The 16,517-nt window shown below is 74.4% G+C and carries 10 protein-coding genes; 2 read left to right on the top strand and 8 right to left on the bottom strand.

Translation table 11 applies throughout. The features are described from left to right. On the bottom strand, positions 1 to 642 hold a 642-nt coding region (locus GUY61_RS02060), incomplete at its 3' end, for a BTAD domain-containing putative transcriptional regulator (RefSeq protein WP_208105437.1). 251 nt (positions 643 to 893) lie between these two features. Between GUY61_RS02060 and GUY61_RS02055 the strand changes: the two genes are divergently transcribed. Continuing rightward, entirely contained in the window at positions 894 to 1,523 is a 630-nt protein-coding gene (locus tag GUY61_RS02055; protein WP_166628286.1) for an alpha-ketoglutarate-dependent dioxygenase AlkB, read from the top strand. A gap of 380 nt (positions 1,524 to 1,903) precedes the next feature. On the opposite strand, the gene GUY61_RS02050 is transcribed toward GUY61_RS02055, so the two are convergent. Continuing rightward, positions 1,904 to 3,316 (bottom strand): PLP-dependent aminotransferase family protein, encoded by a 1,413-nt coding sequence (locus GUY61_RS02050; RefSeq protein WP_166628285.1) that lies wholly within the window; start codon positions 3,314 to 3,316, stop codon positions 1,904 to 1,906. A 61-nt stretch (positions 3,317 to 3,377) separates the two neighbouring features. On the opposite strand from GUY61_RS02050, the gene GUY61_RS02045 reads away from it, so the two are divergent. Continuing rightward, positions 3,378 to 4,769 carry a pyridoxal-dependent decarboxylase gene (locus GUY61_RS02045; protein WP_166628284.1) on the top strand — a complete coding sequence of 464 codons (1,392 nt, stop codon included), beginning with the start codon at positions 3,378 to 3,380 and terminating at the stop codon, positions 4,767 to 4,769. A gap of 81 nt (positions 4,770 to 4,850) precedes the next feature. Here GUY61_RS02045 and GUY61_RS02040 read toward each other — a convergent pair whose 3' ends face one another. The 6 genes from GUY61_RS02040 to GUY61_RS39590 form a co-directional block, all read right to left on the bottom strand. After that, complete coding sequence (locus tag GUY61_RS02040) at positions 4,851 to 7,715, bottom strand: amino acid adenylation domain-containing protein (RefSeq protein WP_166628283.1); 2,865 nt, start codon at positions 7,713 to 7,715, stop codon at positions 4,851 to 4,853. Positions 7,716 to 7,861: 146 nt separating this feature from the next. Continuing rightward, a complete protein-coding gene (locus GUY61_RS02035; protein ID WP_166628282.1) occupies positions 7,862 to 8,686 on the bottom strand; it encodes an SDR family oxidoreductase in 825 nt (274 codons plus the stop codon). After that, a complete protein-coding gene (locus GUY61_RS02030; RefSeq protein WP_166628281.1) occupies positions 8,677 to 9,411 on the bottom strand; it encodes a thioesterase II family protein in 735 nt (244 codons plus the stop codon). The genes GUY61_RS02035 and GUY61_RS02030 overlap by 10 nt, the downstream gene beginning before the upstream one ends. Position 9,412: 1 nt before the next feature. Further along, positions 9,413 to 10,696 (bottom strand): cytochrome P450, encoded by a 1,284-nt coding sequence (locus tag GUY61_RS02025; RefSeq protein ID WP_166628280.1) that lies wholly within the window; start codon positions 10,694 to 10,696, stop codon positions 9,413 to 9,415. A 90-nt stretch (positions 10,697 to 10,786) separates the two neighbouring features. Continuing rightward, positions 10,787 to 12,136, bottom strand: coding sequence for an MFS transporter (locus GUY61_RS02020; protein WP_243766109.1), 1,350 nt, complete (start codon positions 12,134 to 12,136; stop codon positions 10,787 to 10,789). A 2-nt stretch (positions 12,137 to 12,138) separates the two neighbouring features. After that, positions 12,139 to 16,515, bottom strand: coding sequence for a type I polyketide synthase (locus tag GUY61_RS39590; protein ID WP_243766108.1), 4,377 nt, complete (start codon positions 16,513 to 16,515; stop codon positions 12,139 to 12,141). Between the last annotated feature and the right edge of the window lie 2 nt (positions 16,516 to 16,517).

The raw sequence follows: 16,517 nt of genomic DNA, 5'->3' as shown, positions 1-16,517 counted from the left end.
GTCCTCGTGGACGGCCAGCACGACGCGCCCGCTCGCACCTGCGCCCAGCTCCCTGGTGCCCGTGTATCCCGGTACCGACCATGCGTTCATTCGATCCCCCATGGCCAGCTCGGCGTCGTAGCGCCACTCCAGCGCCAGCAGCCTTGCCTCTTCGAGGCGTTGGAGGAGCGTGTCCATGCCGGGCACGGACGGTTCGGGCGCGCCGCGCCACAGCGCGAGCGCGGCGCCGGCCTCCACCGACGTGGTGGCCCAGTCACGGCCGGCGTGCGCGGCCCGGGCGGCGGCTATCCGGTTCTGGAAGACCTCGGTGTCGAGTTCGCCCTCGGCGACCCGCAGCAGATAGCCGGGCGCCACGGCGCGCAGCACGTCCTCGCCGGTCAGCGGGGTGAGTGCGCGGCGCAGCCGGGTGACGTGGTTGTGCAGGGAGGCGTGCGCGGACGCCGGCGGGTCGGCGCCCCACAGGGCGTCCTTGAGGGCGTCGACGGAGACGACGCGGTTGGCGCCGAGCAGCAACGCGGTGAGCAGGGCACGGGCCTTGGGGCCGCCGACGGGGTGCGCGGTGCCCTCGTCGTCGTACACGGTCAGCGGACCGAGCAGGCCGAACCGCATTCCCACGCCTCCCGACTGGACCGTTGGCCTCATGTTAGCGATCGGTTGGCGGGGGCTGTTTTGATCAGTGCATCGGAACCGGCCGTAACGGCGCGCGGAGTGCGAACCGCACACTCGGGGGAGTGACGCGGCTGCGGCCGGATCCGGACACATTGGGGTGGGGAGCCCCGGTCGCCCAGAGGTGAGCGACCGGGGTTCTTTGTCATGTCCGGTGAGAAGCCCGCCGACGAGACCAACGGGAACGCCGTCGAGCACTTGTTCTAATAGTGGCGTACGATGGCTGCATGTCCTTCCACCTCCAGGGCACGCTCTTCGGCGGGGCCGGGCCGATCGGTCTGGGCCCGCTGCGCGGGGTGCGACGCACGGACCTGGGGCAGGGCGCCTGGATCGACTTCCTCCCCGCGTGGCTCACCGGGGCCGACACACTGTTCGAACACCTCGCCGCCACCGTGCCCTGGCGTGCGGAACGCCGCCGGATGTACGAACGCGAGGTCGACGTCCCCAGGCTGCTCGCCCACTACGACGAGAACGCCCCGCTCCCCCACCCCGTCCTCACCGAGGCCAGGGACGCCCTCACCGAGCACTACCGCCCCGAGCTCGGCGAACCCTTCGCCACGGCGGGCCTGTGCTACTACCGCGACGGCCGGGACAGCGTCGCCTGGCACGGGGACCGAATCGGCCGCGGCCGTACCGAGAACACCATGGTCGCCATCCTCTCCGTCGGCGAAACCCGGGCCCTCCTCCTACGGCCCCGCCAGGGCCACGGCCCCACCGCCCGGCGCCTCCTCGGCCACGGCGACCTGATCGTCATGGGCGGCACCTGCCAGCGCACGTACGACCACGCGGTCCCCAAGACCAACCGCCCCGCGGGCCCGCGCATCAGCGTCCAGTTCCGGCCCCGCGGTGTGCGCTGACACCGGGTGCGGAAGGTTCCCTCTGCGGCCCCTGTCCGGCCGCGCCTCCGCCCCGGCCGCGGGTCGCCGGGTCACCGCTCCCCACACCGCATGCCTGCCGGGGGGCGGCGCCCAACGCGCGGACGAGTCGCGACGCGCCACGACCGGTGTCGTCGCCTTCGCCCGCACGCCCCCCTGGGCGCGGCCCCCGGCGTCCTGACCCGCAGCCTCCCCCGGCTACCGCTCCGGACGGCGCTCAGCCTCCCCCACCATTCTTGGAAGTCGCTGGGAAGTCCCTGGGACCGGACGGCCGGCACCGGCACCGGCACCCAGCGGCCGGCACCCCGCGCCGGGCCGGACGGCGCCGGGCCGGAATGCCACGACCACTGTGACGCCGGCGGCTACGGCCGCGGTTCCAGCTCGCGCAGCAGCCCCACCGCCCTGGTCAGCGTGTCCGACTCGGCCGTGAAGGGAAGCCGCAGATAGTGCGCAAGGGTCGTCCGGTCGGCCGCGAACACCGGCCCCGGCGACACCGCGAGCCCGCGCCGTGCCACTCTCGCGGCGAGTTCCGTGGCGGTCACGCCCCGGCCGAGGTGAATCCACAGCGTCAGCCCGCCGTCGGGCACGGTGAACGTCCACTCCGTCCCCGCGAGCAGCCGCACCAGGTGGTCGCGCTGCGCCCGCAGCCGGTCACGACGGTCCGCGATCACCGCGTCCAGGCCGTCCTCGAGCAGCTCGGCGGCGATCAACTGCTCCAGCGGCGCCGCCGACAGCTGCCCCTGCAGCGGGTTGCGCAGCAGCTCCCGTACCAGGCCGGCGCCCGCCCGGATCCAGCCCGTGCGCAGACCGCTCCACAGCACCTTGCTCATCGAACCGATCTGGACGACCCGGCTGCCGGAGAGGTGAGGCACCTCCTCGGGCGGGGTCCGCAGGTCGAGCGCGCGCATGGTCTCGTCGGCGACGACGGTCAGCCCGTGCCGCTCGGCGACGGCGGCGACCTCCGCCCTGGTCCCGCCGGGCATGAGCGCGCCGGTGGGATTGTGGAAGTCGGGTATCAGGTAGGCGAGCCGGGCGCCGCTCGCCCGTACGGTCCCGGCGAGCCGTTCGGTGTCCCAGCCGTCCCGGGACGTCACCGGGACCGTGACCATCCGGGCGCGGCGGCGCAGAACCGCGGGCGCACCGGGGTATGTCGGGCTCTCCACCAGGACCGGTCTCCCGCGGTCGGTGTGCAGCTGTTCCGCGAGCAGCGTGAGTGCCGCCTGCGCGCCGGAGGTGACGAGGATCTGCTCGGGCCGGGTCGCCAGGCCGGAGCGTGTGTAGCGCTCCGCGATCAGTTCACGCAGCCGCGGCAGGCCGGCCGTCGCCGTCCCCGAGTCGGCGAGCAGCGGCGCGCTGCGGCCGGTGGCCCGGCGCAGCGCCGCGAGGTAGGCGGCGTGGGGCGCCGCCGTGACCGCGAGAGTCAGGTCCAGGTCCGCGCCCCCGGCACCGCCCTGGTCCTGCGACCACGGCGCGAGGCGCTCGATGAGCCGCGGCGGCAGGCACACGGCGCTGCCACTGCCCTGCCGGGTGCGCAGCCAGCCCTCGTCCCGCAGCGCGGTCAGGGCCGCGACGACGGTGCCGCGGCTGACGCGCAGCTCGCGGGCGAGTTCGCGCTCCGAGGGGAGCCGGGTGCCGGCCGGGATGCGGCCGTCGGTCACCGCTTCCCGTACGGCCGCGGCGAAGGACCGCGCCAGCGGCCCGTCCTTGCGGCGCCACTCGCCGAGCCCCGCGGCGAAACCGCGAGCCCCCAGGGTTCCCTGCACCGGTTGCTGCATTGGTCCAGTTTCCCGCAATTGGACCAGGAACTTCCAGGGGGGCCTGCCTACGCTGCCGCTCATGCACGACACACTCGCCGACGATCTCTCCCGTCTCCCCGAACTGCTCCGGTCGGCCCAGGAGTTCGCCGCCCGCGAGCTGGAAGGCCTGGCCGACCGGCCGGTGGCACGGCTCGCGGGGCCGCCCGCGGCCAACCCCGTCCCGGTCACCGGCACCGGCGCCCGGGGCGCCCTGGCGCGCTTCGCCGAGCGCTGGGCGCCGGGCTTCTCGGCCTCCGCGGGCCCCCGTTACCTCGGCTTCGTCACCGGCGGCGCCACCCCCGCGGCGCTCATCGGGGACTGGCTGACCAGCACCTTCGACCAGAACGTCTCCGGCGGTGGCGACTCCTCGGCGACGGCGCTCGAGCGCGAGACCGTCCGGTGGCTGCGCGGACTCTTCGGACTGAGCGACGCCCACAGCGGCGCCTTCGTCACCGGCGCCACCGTCTCCAACACCGTCGGTCTCGCCGTCGCCCGCGAATGGCTCGGAGAGCGGCGGGGCGTGTCCGTGTCCCGGCAGGGGACCGCCGCCCTCGGCCCGGTGCGGGTGCTGTCCGGCAGCCCGCACTCCAGCATCCCCAAGGCGATGTCCGTGCTCGGCATCGGCCGGGACAGCCTGCGCACGGTTCCCGTCCTTCCCGGCGGGCGGGAGGCGGTCGACGTCGGGGCGCTCGCCGCCGCGCTCCACGAACTCGACGGCCGCCCGGCGATCGTCGTGGCCAACGCCGGGACCGTGAACACCGTCGACTTCGACGACCTGCGCGCCATCGCCGCGCTCAAGGAGCGGTACGGCTTCTGGCTGCACGTGGACGCGGCCTTCGGCGGCTTCGCCGCGCTCTCCCCCTCGTACGCGCACCTCACCGAGGGCCTTGACGCCGCCGACTCCGTCTGCGTCGACCTGCACAAGTGGCTCAACGTCCCCTACGACGCGGCCGTGCAGTTCACCCGGCGCCAGGACCTCCAGGTACGGGTGTTCCACAACTCCTCGCCGTACCTCGGCATGCCGACGGGCGACCCGGACTTCCTCCACCTCACCCCGGAGAACTCCCGCCGCCTGCGCGCGCTCGCCGCCTGGTTCTCCCTCACGGCGTACGGCGCGGACGGGCACCGCGAGATCGTCGAGCGCAACGCGGCTCTCGCCCGGCGCCTGGGCGAGCGGATCGAGGCCGCGCCCCACCTGCGGCTCCTGGCACCCGTCCGGCTCAACGTCGTCTGCTTCACGCTCGCCGGCAATCCGACGTGGGAACGCGTCCACGCGGCGGGCCGCGCCATCGCCGCCTCCGGCGAGGCGTTCGTGACTCCGACGTTCTTCGACGGCCGGCACGGGCTGCGCGCCGCCTTCAGCAACTGGCGCACCACCGAGGCGGACACGGACCGGGTGCTGGACGCAGTGGTCCGGTGCACCGAGGGATGACCCGGCCCGGGACGCGCCTTTCCGCGCCGGCGCCGACCGGACCGCCCGCCGGCCGCCCCGCGCCACCGGCCGCCGCCGCGCTCAGGCCTCGCGATCCCTCGTCAGCGCCCGGACCGTCGGCGTGCGGTAGAGGTCGCGCAGCGGCAGTGACGGCAGACCTCGGGCGCGCAGCGCCGCACTGATCCGGACCGCGAAGAGGGAGTTGCCGCCCAGCTCGAAGAAGTCGTCGTCCAGGCCCACGGGGGTGCCCAGCACTGTCGCCCAGATCTCCAGCAGGGCCTCGGCCAGGCCCGTGACCGCGCCCGCCCCGGTCGGCTCTCCGGCCTCCGCCCCGGCCGGCGCCGGAGCCGAGGAACGGGACGGGGACGGCAGGCGGGAGGCGTCGAGCTTGCCGTTCGTCGTCAGCGGGAGCGTGTCGAGGGCCGTGACCGTGGCGGGGACCATGTGTTCGGGCAGGATGCCCGCGGCTCGCTTGCGGATCGCCTGCGTGTCCGCGGCGGCCACGCCGTCGGCCGGCACGACGTAGGCGTCCAGCCTCGCGGCGGCGGGATCCTCGGGGTCGTCCCTGCGGACCACGACGGCGGCCGCCCGGACGTCCGGGTCCTCCAGGAGGACGGAACGGATCTCGTCGAGCTCGATGCGGAAGCCACGGATCTTGACCTGGCTGTCGATCCGGCCGAGATGTTCCAGCCTCCCGTCGGGCAGGAGCCTGCCCAGGTCGCCGCTGCGGTACATCCGCCGGACCGCGGGAGGAGGCGTTCCCCGGCCGGTGTGCGAGCCGGTGCCGGCGTACGGAGCCGTGAGCGGACCGGCGTCCGGTCCCGTGTACGGATCGGGCACGAACCGCTGCCCGGTGAGTTCCGGCCGGTTGAGGTAGCCGATGGCCACTCCCGCGCCGCCGACGCAGATCTCGCCGCTCACTCCCGGAGGCACCGGCCGGCCGCGCTCGTCGGTCACGTACAGGTGCCAGCCGGGCAGGGCCCGGCCCACGGAGCGCGATCCGGCCAGGGCCGGCCCGCGCGTCACGGTCTGGGCGGTGACGTGCACGGTCGTCTCGGTGATGCCGAACATGTTCACCATCCGGCACGCCCCTTCGGGATGGCGGTCGAACCAGGGCAGCAGCATCCTGCTGTCCAGCGGTTCACCGCCGAACACCACGAGGCGGACGGCGAGTCCGCCGTGGTCGACCCGGAGCAGCTGCGAGAAGGCGGAAGGGGTCTGGCTGAGCACCGTCACCCGTTCGGCGACGAGCAGGTCGCGGAACTCCTCGGGATCGCGCGAGACGAAGTAGGGCACGACCACGAGCCGGCCGCCCGTCAGCAGACAGCCCCAGATCTCCCACACCGAGAAGTCGAAGGCCCCGGAGTGGAACAGCGTCCACACGTCGCCGGTGCCGAGCCGGTACTCCTCGCGGGTCGCCTCGACGAGGGAGACGACGTTGCGGTGGGGTACGACCACGCCCTTGGGACGCCCGGTGGAGCCCGAGGTGTAGATGACGTACGCCGGGTCGTCCGGCGTCGTCGCCGGGGACGGCGGGGCGGCGGTGCCGGGTGCCCCTGAGCCCTCCCGGTCCTCCTCCGCCGACAGCTCGTCGGGGGTGAGCACGGCGGTGTCACCGCCGCGCGGGAACTCCGGCAGCCGGGTGACCACCACGCCCAGCCCGGCGTCCGCCGCCGTGTAGACGAGGCGGTCCACCGGATAGGCCGGGTCGGCCGGTACGTACGCCGCCCCCGCCTTGAGCACGCCGAGCATGGTGACGACCAGCTCCGCGGTCCGCTCCAGGCAGACGCCCACCCGGTCGCCGTCCCGGACGCCGTGGGCCCGCAGGCCGGCCGCGTACCGGGTGGACCGTTCGTCCAGCTCACGGTAGGTGAGCCGGATGCCGCCCTCGCACACGGCGACGGCGTCGGGTGTCGCCGCCGCCACCCGCCGGAACGCCTCGGGCAGCGTGACCCGCCCGGGCGCGGGGGCGGACCCTCCGGACGAGCGGGCGGGGGCGGACCGCCCGAGGCGCACGACCCTGTCCCGCTCCGCGGTGTCCAGCAGCTCCACGTCGGCGACCGGGCTCCGCGGCACGCGCTCCACCTGCCCGTACACATGGGCCAGGTGCCGGAGGAACTGTCGGGCGGCGTCCGGCGCGACATGGCTGTGCCGGTGACCGCACCACAGCCGCGAGCCGCCGTCCGGCAGCGGGCCGAGCGCGAAGGTCAGCGGGAAGCGGGGGGCGAGGAAGGGCAGGTACTCGTCGCCGAGCGGCCCGCCGCCGGGGTCCGTGTCCTCGATCAGCCCGGCCGTTACGGGACGGTCCGCCCCGGCCGGCGCGCCCTCGCACGCGGCGGTGAGGGCGCCGAGGGCGGCCGCCGGCTCCACCGCGATCTCCCGTGCTCCGGTGCGGTCGGTCGCGACGACCGCGCTACCCGTGGAGCCGTGGCCCTCGTAGCGGCTCAGGGTGAGGGCGAGCGCGGCCAGCAGGCGGGCCGGGCCCGCGCCGGGCGCCGCGGCGGCGCCGTCGGGCAGGTCGAGGTGGTGAGTGCCGTGCCGGAGCGAGCCGGGCTCGCCCCGGCCCCAGTCCGGGGCGGGGCCCTCGGCCGGGCGGCCGGCACGGCCCGGGGCGGGCTCGGGGCACGCGGAGGGGGCCCTGGTCCCGGTCAGTACGCCGATCAGGTGCGCCAGTCCGCGCCGGTCCAGCCGGTCCCGGTGCGCCACGGCCACCAGGTCCGCCTCACCGTCGGCGTACCGCAGCAGGACGCATCGCACGCCGACCGCCGGCCGGCGCAGTTCCGCCTCCCGGCGGCGGGCGGCGAGCGGCTCCGCAGCCCCGGCGGGTACGTCGTCCGTCCACAGCCGCCAGGGCCCGGCGGCGCTCAGGCGGGCGTCGAGCGTCCGCGCGGACACCGGCGGACCGGTGAGCCGGACGCGGACCGCATGGCACTCTGCACCCAGCACGGGTGTCCTCCCCTGTCTGTTCGGCCTTTCGCCCTGTTCGTTCTCATCGGGCCACCCGGCCTGTCGGGCCGTTCGAGTTGTTCGGCCTGTTCGGCCTGTTCGGCCTGTTCGGCCTGTTCGGCCTGCTCCGCCTGCTCGGCGGTCCTTCAGCGGGCCGTGAATCCGCCGTCGACGGTCAGCACCGCCCCGGTCACCTGCCGGGAGTCGTCCGAGACCAGGTAGACCACGGCGGAGGCGACGTCCTCGGGCTCGATCAGCGCGTTCATCGGCTGCGCCTCGACGAACGTCTGCTCGTGCTCGCTCACCGGAACGTCGAGCGCCCGTGCGATCTCGGCGAGCATCCGGCCCTCCGCCGTCGAGTCGTCGCGCACCGAGCCGGGGCAGACGGCGTTGACCCGGACCTTCGTGGGTGCGTAGTCGAGTGCAGCGGCCTTCGTCAGCCCCACCAGTCCGTGCTTGGCCGCCACGTACCCGGCGAAGTGCCGGTATCCGACCAGGCCCGCGGTGGAGGCGATGTTGACGATGCTGCCCGACCGGCGGGCGCTCATCGCCTTGCCGACCGTACGGATCACCCGCCAGGCGCCGGACAGGTCGACGTCGATCATCAGCGCCCACTCGTCCTCGCCGATCTCGTGCGCCGGTTTGCCCGAGGGCGCCGCGATGCCCGCGTTGTTGACGACGGCGTCGACCCGGCCGAACCGGTCCTCGGCCAGCGCGACCGCCGCCTCCACCGATCGCAGGTCCCGTACGTCGCACTCGGCCGTGAGCACCGCGACGCCCTCCGCGCGGCACAGCGCGGCGGTGTGCTCCAGCTGCCCGGCCGTACCCAGCGGGTACGGCACTCCGGGCAGGTCGCCACAGAGGTCGAGCAGCACCAGGTCGGCGCCCTCGGCCGCGCACGCCACGGCGGTGGCGCGGCCGAGACCGCGGGCCGCCCCGGTGACGAGGACGACCTTCTCCGTCAGGCGCACGGCTCGCACGCTCCTCGGCGGATCTCGCCGGAGACGACCTCCAGCAGCGCGGCGGGCGACTCTGTGAGGTACATGTGCCCGCCGGGCAGTTCGACCGGCCGGAAGTCCGCGCCGGCGACCTTGGACCAGGCGGCGGCCTCGTCCCGGCTCACCAGTTCGTCGTCGGCGCCGCGCAGCGAGGTGATGGGCGCGGGGAGCGGCGTGTCCGTGCCCGGCACGTAGTTCTCGTGCATCTCGACGTCGGCCCGCAGCGTCGGGAGGATCAGCTCACGCATCTCGGGGTCCTCGAGGGCCTCGTGCGTGTAGCCGGCGAACTCGTTGACACGGGCGAGGAATTCGTCGTCGGGCAGACCGGTGGCGCGCCGGGCCCGCTGCTCCGCGGGCTGCGGGGAGCCACTGACGAACAGCCGGACCAGTTCGATGCCCGGTGCGGCGGTCAGGCGGTGCGCCAGTTCGTAGGCGAGCACCGCGCCGAGGCTGTGCCCGAACAGCGCGACCCGGTGCGGCTCCCCCACGTCGCCTAGGGTGTCGCGGAGCTCGGCCAGCAGGCCGTCGGCGGCGGCGTGCGCGTCGGTGTACGGGTCCTCGTCGATGCGCCGTTCCCGGCCCGGGAGCTGCAGCGGAAGGATGGTCAGCCCGTCGCCGGCGAGCCGCTGCCACGGGCGGTAGAAGGAGGCTCCCGCACCGGCGAAGGGCAGGCAGACCAGGGTGGTGCCAGTGCTCATCTCAGTTCTCCGGTTCGTGGGCTGCCAGCCGGGCGTCGTAGCGCACCGGCAGTGACTTCAGGCCGCGGCTGGTGGAGTTGTCGAAGACCCACTCCAGCTGGTCGTGCGGGACCGTCAGGGCCAGACCGGGCAGCCTGCGCAGCAGGGTGGGGAAGGCAACCTGCCCCTCGACACGGGACAGCGGGGCGCCCACGCAGAAGTGCGCGCCCTGGCCGAAGGCCAGATGGCGGTTGGAACCACGGGTGATGTCCAGCCGGTCGGGGTCCTCGAACGCCTGTGGATCGCGGTTGGCGGAGTCCATCAGGATGTGGACGAAGCCCTCCTTGGGTATGGGGCAGCCGGCCAGCTCCATGTCCTGCGTGGCGACGCGCAGGGTGCCGCGGTAGACCGGCGGTTCGAAGCGAAGGAACTCCTCGACGGCCGACTCGGCCAGCTCGGGCCTGGCGCGGAGCAGTTCGAGCTGGTCGGGTTGGGCGAACAGGGCCTGCATCCCGTTGCCGATGAGGTTGGCGGTGGTCTTGTGACCGGCGATGATCAGCAGGACCAGGGTGGAGACGAGTTCGTCGTTGGTGAAGACGTCCTCCTCGTCGGCGGCCTTCAGCAGGATGCTGACCAGGTCGTCGCCGAGGCCGGAGCGGCGGCGTTCCTCCAGCAGGTCGACGAGGTAGCGCTCGACGCTGTCGCTCGCCCATTTCAGCTTCCGGTTCGACTCCTCGTCCGCGAACGGCGCGCCGCTGAGCCAGTGGCCCCAGGCGTGCAGGTCGGGGCGGTCCGCGATCGGGACACCGAGGAACTCGCAGATGACGCGCATCGGCAGGGAGAAGGCGAACTCCATCAGGTCGACCTCGCCCGACTCGGGGAAGGCGTCGATGAGTTCGTCAGTGATCTCCTGGATGCGCGGCCGCAGCAGCGCCATCCGGCGCGGTACGAAGGCCCGGCTGACCAGCCTGCGCAGCCGGGTGTGCTCCGGCGGGTCCGCGGTGATCATGTTGCGTATGAGGACCGGGCTGCTGTCCTTGAGGAGGTCCCGGAACCAGGCGGGCGCGTTGTCGACCTGCTTGGACAGGCGTGGATCGCTGAAGCTCTTGAGCGCGGTCTCGTAGTCGGCGACGACATAGGCGTCACCGCCCGGCGGGTAGTTGATGGCGTGGACCGGGCATCCGGACGCCCGCAGCTTCGCGTTCGCGGCGTGCGTGGCGCCTGCCTCGGGGGCGGTGAAGAACTCCGGCGGCAGCGGGCCGGCGCCGGTCGTGACGGGGGCCGCGTCCGATGTCTCTGCGGTCATCAGGTCTCCTTCTTCGGTCCGGCTTCGGTCCGGTCGGCTGCTTCGGCCGGCATCGTGGGTCCGGCCGGCATCGTGGGTCCGGCCGGCGTCTCAGGTACGGTCGGTGGCGGGGGCCGCCGTGGTGTCGGCGTACTCCTCCGGCGGTGCGAGCTTGCGGATGTGCGGGCTGAGGGTGGGCAGCGCGGCCAGGCCGGAGATGATCGCCATGGCCGTGAACACCCAGGTGGAGCCGGCCAGGTCGAAGATGGCGCCGACGCCGAACACACCGACGGGCGCGGCGACCATGGACATGAACATCACCGCTCCGAGCACCCGGCCCTGCACCCTGTCGGGGGCCATGGCGGCCAGGTAGGCGAGGAAGAGCGCGCTGGTGATCGGCCCGCGCAGGAACACGCAGGCGACGATGATGCCGAGCGGGATCAGGCCGGAGACGTTCGCCAGCAGGATCGCGGCGACCGGTCCGATCCAGGCGGCGGTCAGGAAGAGCACCGGCGGCCGCACCCATTTGATGACGGGGCCCGCCACCAGGGAGCCGACGAGTCCGCCGACGCCGGCGATCGACAGCAGCATGCCGGTGAAGGCCGGGGACGCACCGCGGCTCTCGGCGGTGGCGATGAGCGCGAGGAAGACCCCGGTGTGGGTGAACGCCATGTTCGAGCCCATGATCCAGACGATCAGGAGCCGGAGGACGGGTTGCCCGGCCAGGAACCGGAAGCCCTCTGCCGCGTTGCGCTTCTCCCCCGGCGCAGCGTTCTCCACCTTGAGCGGCTTGCGGATGAACAGCAGCAGCACCGTCGAGACGAGGAAGGCGAGGGCCGCGCTCAGGAACGGGAACGCGCGGGACACCGCGAACAGGGAACCCCCGGCGGGCGGGCCGCCCATGGTCGCCGCGAAGTACCTGACCTGGTTCTGTGCCGTGGCCTGGGTGAGCTGCGAGGGCGGCACCAGTTGCTTGATGACCGCGAGACCCGTCGGGTTCGAGATGCCCAGGCAGGCCGCCGATCCGATCGCGACGCCGAAGATGACGAACGGGCTGACGTTCTCGGTGAAGATGAGGAGCGCGAACAGCCCGAGCAGCACGACGCGCACCATGTTGCAGGTGATGAGCAGCATCCGGCGGTCGACCCGGTCGGCGAGCGTGCCGCCGGGGATCGACAGCAGGCTCGCCGTGATCAGTTGGGCCGATCCGACCGCGCCCGCGTAGAAGGCGGAACCGGAGGTGGCCAGGATCAGCAGCGGATAGGCGACCTCCGCGGTCTCCTTGGCGATCGCGGCGAACGCCTCGCTGGTCCACAGCGCCTGGAAATCGCGGTTGCGCAGCAGCGGTTTCTCCGCGGCGGGGGCCGTGCCGGGATCGCCGGCCGGATCCGCCGTCGTCGTCACCGGCCCGGTCCCCGGTGTGGCGTCCGTGCCCGGCGGCTTGTCGGCCATGTCGGCCATCGTCAGTCCTCTCCTCGCCCGGTCAGTGGACCGGGCCGCAGTACGTCCAGCAGCTTCGGTGCCAGGTCCTCCGCGTACGGGCGCGTGAGCATGGACCAGTGGTCGCCGCCCACCGGCTCCACCCGGATCCCGCCCGCGTAGAGGTTCGACAGCCGCTCGCGCAGCCGGTCCGCCTCCGCCCGCCCGCTCGACGCCTTGAACAGCACGGCGGGGCATGCGACGGGCCGCGGCCGGTAGCGCAGCAGCGCCGTCTGGCCCGCGATGAACTGCCGCCGCAGCGCGGGGCTCCGGCGGACCTGCCGGGCGAGCGGGCCGATCCCGAGCGCGGCCTCGGCCTGGGCGCGCAGACCGGCGCGCAGGAACTCCGGGGCGAAGGCCGTCGGCAGCCCCGCGGTGTCCGGGACGAAGCCGTCGAGGCATACGAGCAGGTCCACCCGCTTGCCGCGCCGGGTCAGCCGGCGCGCCGTCTCGTGCGCGACGACCGCGCCGAAGGACCAGCCGCCGATGGTGTACGGGCCCTCGGTCTGGACGCGGAGCAGGGCCTCCACATGCCCGGCCGCGAGCGCCTCGATCGTGCGCGGGCGGTCGTCCCCGGTGTCCTCCAGTCCGAGGACGGGCCGGTCTGCGGCGGGTCCCACCAGGCCGGCGAGTGTCCGGTAGGGCAGCGCGTGGCCGGTCGCGTCCGCGATCAGGAACAGCGGCCGTCCGGAGCCCTCCGCGCAGAGCGTGGCCACGCCCGGGACCGCGGACCCCGGAGCCCAGGCCCCTCGAAGCCCGGCTCCCGGAAGCGTGGCGGGAACGGCGCGGCCGGGTCCGTCCGCGCCGGACGGACCGGGCAGTTGCCGCTCGGCCGCCGCGACGAGCTCGCCGAACGTCGCCGCCCGGGAGAAGTCCGTGACGGACAGCGCGCATCCGGTGCGCTCCCTGATGCGGGCCGTCAGGCCGACCGCCATGAGCGAGTCTCCGCCGAGGGTGAAGAAGTCGTCGTCGTCCAGCGCCGCGGGAACGCCGAGGGTGCGGCACCACAGCTCCGCCAGCACGGACCGCGCCGCGCCCCGGACGGCGGGCGTTCGGCCCGCCGGTTCACCCTTCCCACCCGGTTCACCCGGTTCGCCCTTCCCACCCGGTTCACCCGGTTCGGCGCGCGACGCCGGCCGGGCCGGATGGGCCGGTGACAGCAGCCGCTCCCGCGCGGGGGCCGGGGCGGCTGCGGTGACCGGCTGCCCGGCGGCCGGGTCCTCTCCGAGGAATGGGTGGCCCGGCAGGGAGCAGCGCGACGGCCGCTCTCCCTCGGGCCCGTCCAGCACCCCGAGTACCTCGTGCAGCGGGCGGTCGGCTCCGTGCTCCCACAAGGTGGCCAGCGCCGTCAGCAGCCCCGCCTCCGGCGGGTCGCCGGGCCGGGAGGCCAGCGGGACCGCGGTGGCGTCGGCGTCCCAGCCAGGGCTGCGGCGCAGGCCGCCGAGCATGGAGCTGCCCGGGCCGAGTTCGACGTACGTCGTGCAGCCGGAGCCGAGCAGGGTGTTCATCGCCGCCGCGAGGAGGACCGGCCGGCGCAGCTGCGCCGCCCAGTAGTCGGGGCCGGCCACCTCCCGCGGATCGGCCCAGTCACCGGTGGTGTTCGAGACGAGTGGCTGCCGAGGCGGGCGGGTGGGCATCGACGTCATGGTCGCCCGCACCACCTCGGCGGCCCGTTCCATGGCCTTCGAGTGGAAGGCGCGCCGGGTGTGGATCAGGGTGGTTTCAAGGCCCTCGAGCGCATCGCCCGCGAGCAGGTCCGTCATGGCGGCCTCGGGGCCGGACAGCACGACCGAGCCGGGGCCGTCGACGGCCACGGTGACCTCGCACGCCGCGGGCAGCCGGGCGGCCACCTCGTCGGCGCGGGCGGCGACGCTCACCATCCGGCCGGGTGCGGTGTCCCACATCGCGCGGGCGCGGCGGCCCACCAGGTCCACGGCATCCGCCGGGTCCCACACCCCGGCGAGGGCGGCGGCCGCGTACTCGCCGACGCTGTTGCCGAGCATCGCGGCCGGCCGGATGTTCCAGGCCTCCAGCTGCCGCCCGAAGGCGTAGCCGAGGGCGAACAGGCCCAGTTGCTGGTGCACCGTGTCGGCGAACCAGTCCTCGGACTCCCCGGCGCCGCCGGGCGCGTCCTCGGAGACGGCGGGGGACAGGTCGACGGAGTGCGTGTCCCGGGCGGCCTTGCGCACCTCGTCGAACGCCGCCCGGAATCCGGGGAGCAGCCGGTACGCGGCCGCGCCCGCGCCGTGCCTGAGGGTGCCCTGGCCGGGGAAGAGGAAGGCGACCTTGCCGAGTTTCCGCGGCCGCGCGGGAGCCGGGGCGGCTACGCCGGTCCGCCGCGACACACCACGCAGCAGTCGCGCGGCCTGCGCCGGGTCCGATGCCACCACCGCGACGCGGTGCCGGTGCCGGCGCCGCTCCGCGAGCGTCCTCGCCACCCCGGCCAGGTCGAGCACCGGCTCGTCACCCACGACGGGCCCGCCGCCCGCCGCCGGCCCGAGCCCGCCCGCGACCGGTTCGACGGCCTCGGCGGTGTCGAACCGGTCCACTGCGGACTCACCCAACGCGACCGGGTCCGCGACCCGTTCACCGCCTGCGGCGGAATACCCGTCGTCGAGCGGACTGATCCGACCCACGGCAAAATCACGGCCCGGGCCCGACCCGGCCCCGTCCTGCGCCAGTTGGCGACCCACCGCTGGAACGCCGACCTCGCCCGGTGCGAGCCGGTCCGCGGCGGACTCACCCAACGCGGCCGGGCGATCCGCCGGTTCATTGCCGACGGCGGAATCCCCGGCGTCGAGGGGCATGATCCGCCCCGCTGCGGAGGAGCTGTCCGGGTCGGACTCCTCCCGGGCCTGCGCGAGTCGGCGATCCGCAGCGGAAGCGGGAAACGCTGCCGGTGCCTCGCCCGAGCCGAGCCGGTCCGCGGCCGACCCGAGCCGGTCCGCACCGGTCGTGGCCGGGTCGCTCGCCGTGGGCGGGGCGAGGCGGTCCGCGAGCGCGTCGGCGAGGTGCGCCAGCGCCTCCGGCGTGGCCGCCGACAGCGCGAGCGGCCTGGGACCGCCGCCCGCCCCGGTCCGTGGCGCGCGGCTCGGAGCACCCTGGAGCAGGACGTGCGCGTTGGTGCCGCCCACGCCGAAGGAGCTGACCGCAGCCAGCCGGGTGCCGCGGTCGGGCCAGGGCTCGTTGCGCCCGGCGATCCGGAAGGGCGTGCTCTCCAACTCGAGAAGCGGGTTGGGGCTGGTGAAGTGCGCGGTCGGCACAATCTGCCCGCGCTCCAGCATCAGCGCGGTCTTGATCAGGCCGGCGACTCCCGCCACCACACCGGTGTGCCCGATGTTGCCCTTGACCGCGCCGAGCCGGCACCAGCCCGTGGCGTCGGACGCGTCCCGGAAGACGTCGGTCAGTGCCTGCACCTCCACCGGGTCGCCGAGCCTGGTCGCCGTACCGTGTGCCTCGACGTGGTCGATGTCCGCCGGGTCGACGCCCGCGATGCGCTGTGCGGCGCGAATCACCTCGCTCTGCCCGCCGATGGACGGCGCGGTGTAAGCCATCTTGTCCGCGCCGTCGTTGTTGACCGCCGTGCCCGCGATCACGGCGGCGATCCGGTCGCCGTCACGCAGTGCGTCCGTGAGCCGTTTGAGCACCACCACGGCGACGCCCTCGCTGGGCACGGTGCCCGCCGCGTCCGCGTCGAAGGGCCGGCAGTACCCGTCGGGCGACAGGATGCCGCCCGGTTCGAAGAGGTAGCCCCATTCCCCGTCGGGCATCACGGTGACGCCGCCCGCCAGGGCGGCGTCGCACTCGCCGCCGGCCAGGGCGCGCGCGGCGAGGTGAACCGCGGTCAGAGAGGTGGAGCAGGCCGTCTGGACGGTGAGGGCGGGGCCGCGCAGGCCCAGCTTGTAGGCGACGCGGGTGGCGAGGAAGTCCTTCTCCCGCCCTATGTAGAGGGCGAGTTCACTCAGCGCGTCGCCCGCCCGGTGGCCGACCCGGTCGGCGCCCGCGTAGACGCCGACCCGGCCCCGGAACCGGGTCGGGTCGAGCGCCGCGTCGTCGACGGCCGTCGCGGCGCACTCGAGAAAGACGCGCTGCTGCGGGTCCATCGCCGCCGCCTCGGCCCGGCTGTACTTGAAGAACGCCCAGTCGAACCGGCGGGACCCGGTGATGGTTCCCATGGCCGGGACGAAGTTGTCCCGGCCCACGTAGTCCGGGTCGGCCCCGCGGGCCAGCAGCTCCTCCGGCGCCAGGCGGCTGACGCCGTCCGCGCCCGCCGTCAGCGCGGCCCAGTACTGGCGCACGTCGTCGGCGCCCGGCAGCCGGCAGGCCATGCCCACCACGGCCACGGCGTTCTCCGCGGGCATGG

Origin of the sequence: Streptomyces sp. GC420 (assembly GCF_009916105.1) — a bacterium.
Classification (GTDB): domain Bacteria; phylum Actinomycetota; class Actinomycetes; order Streptomycetales; family Streptomycetaceae; genus Streptomyces.
The sequence above is the reverse complement of the archived record's forward strand: the minus strand, read 5'-3'. Positions and strand labels throughout refer to the sequence as shown.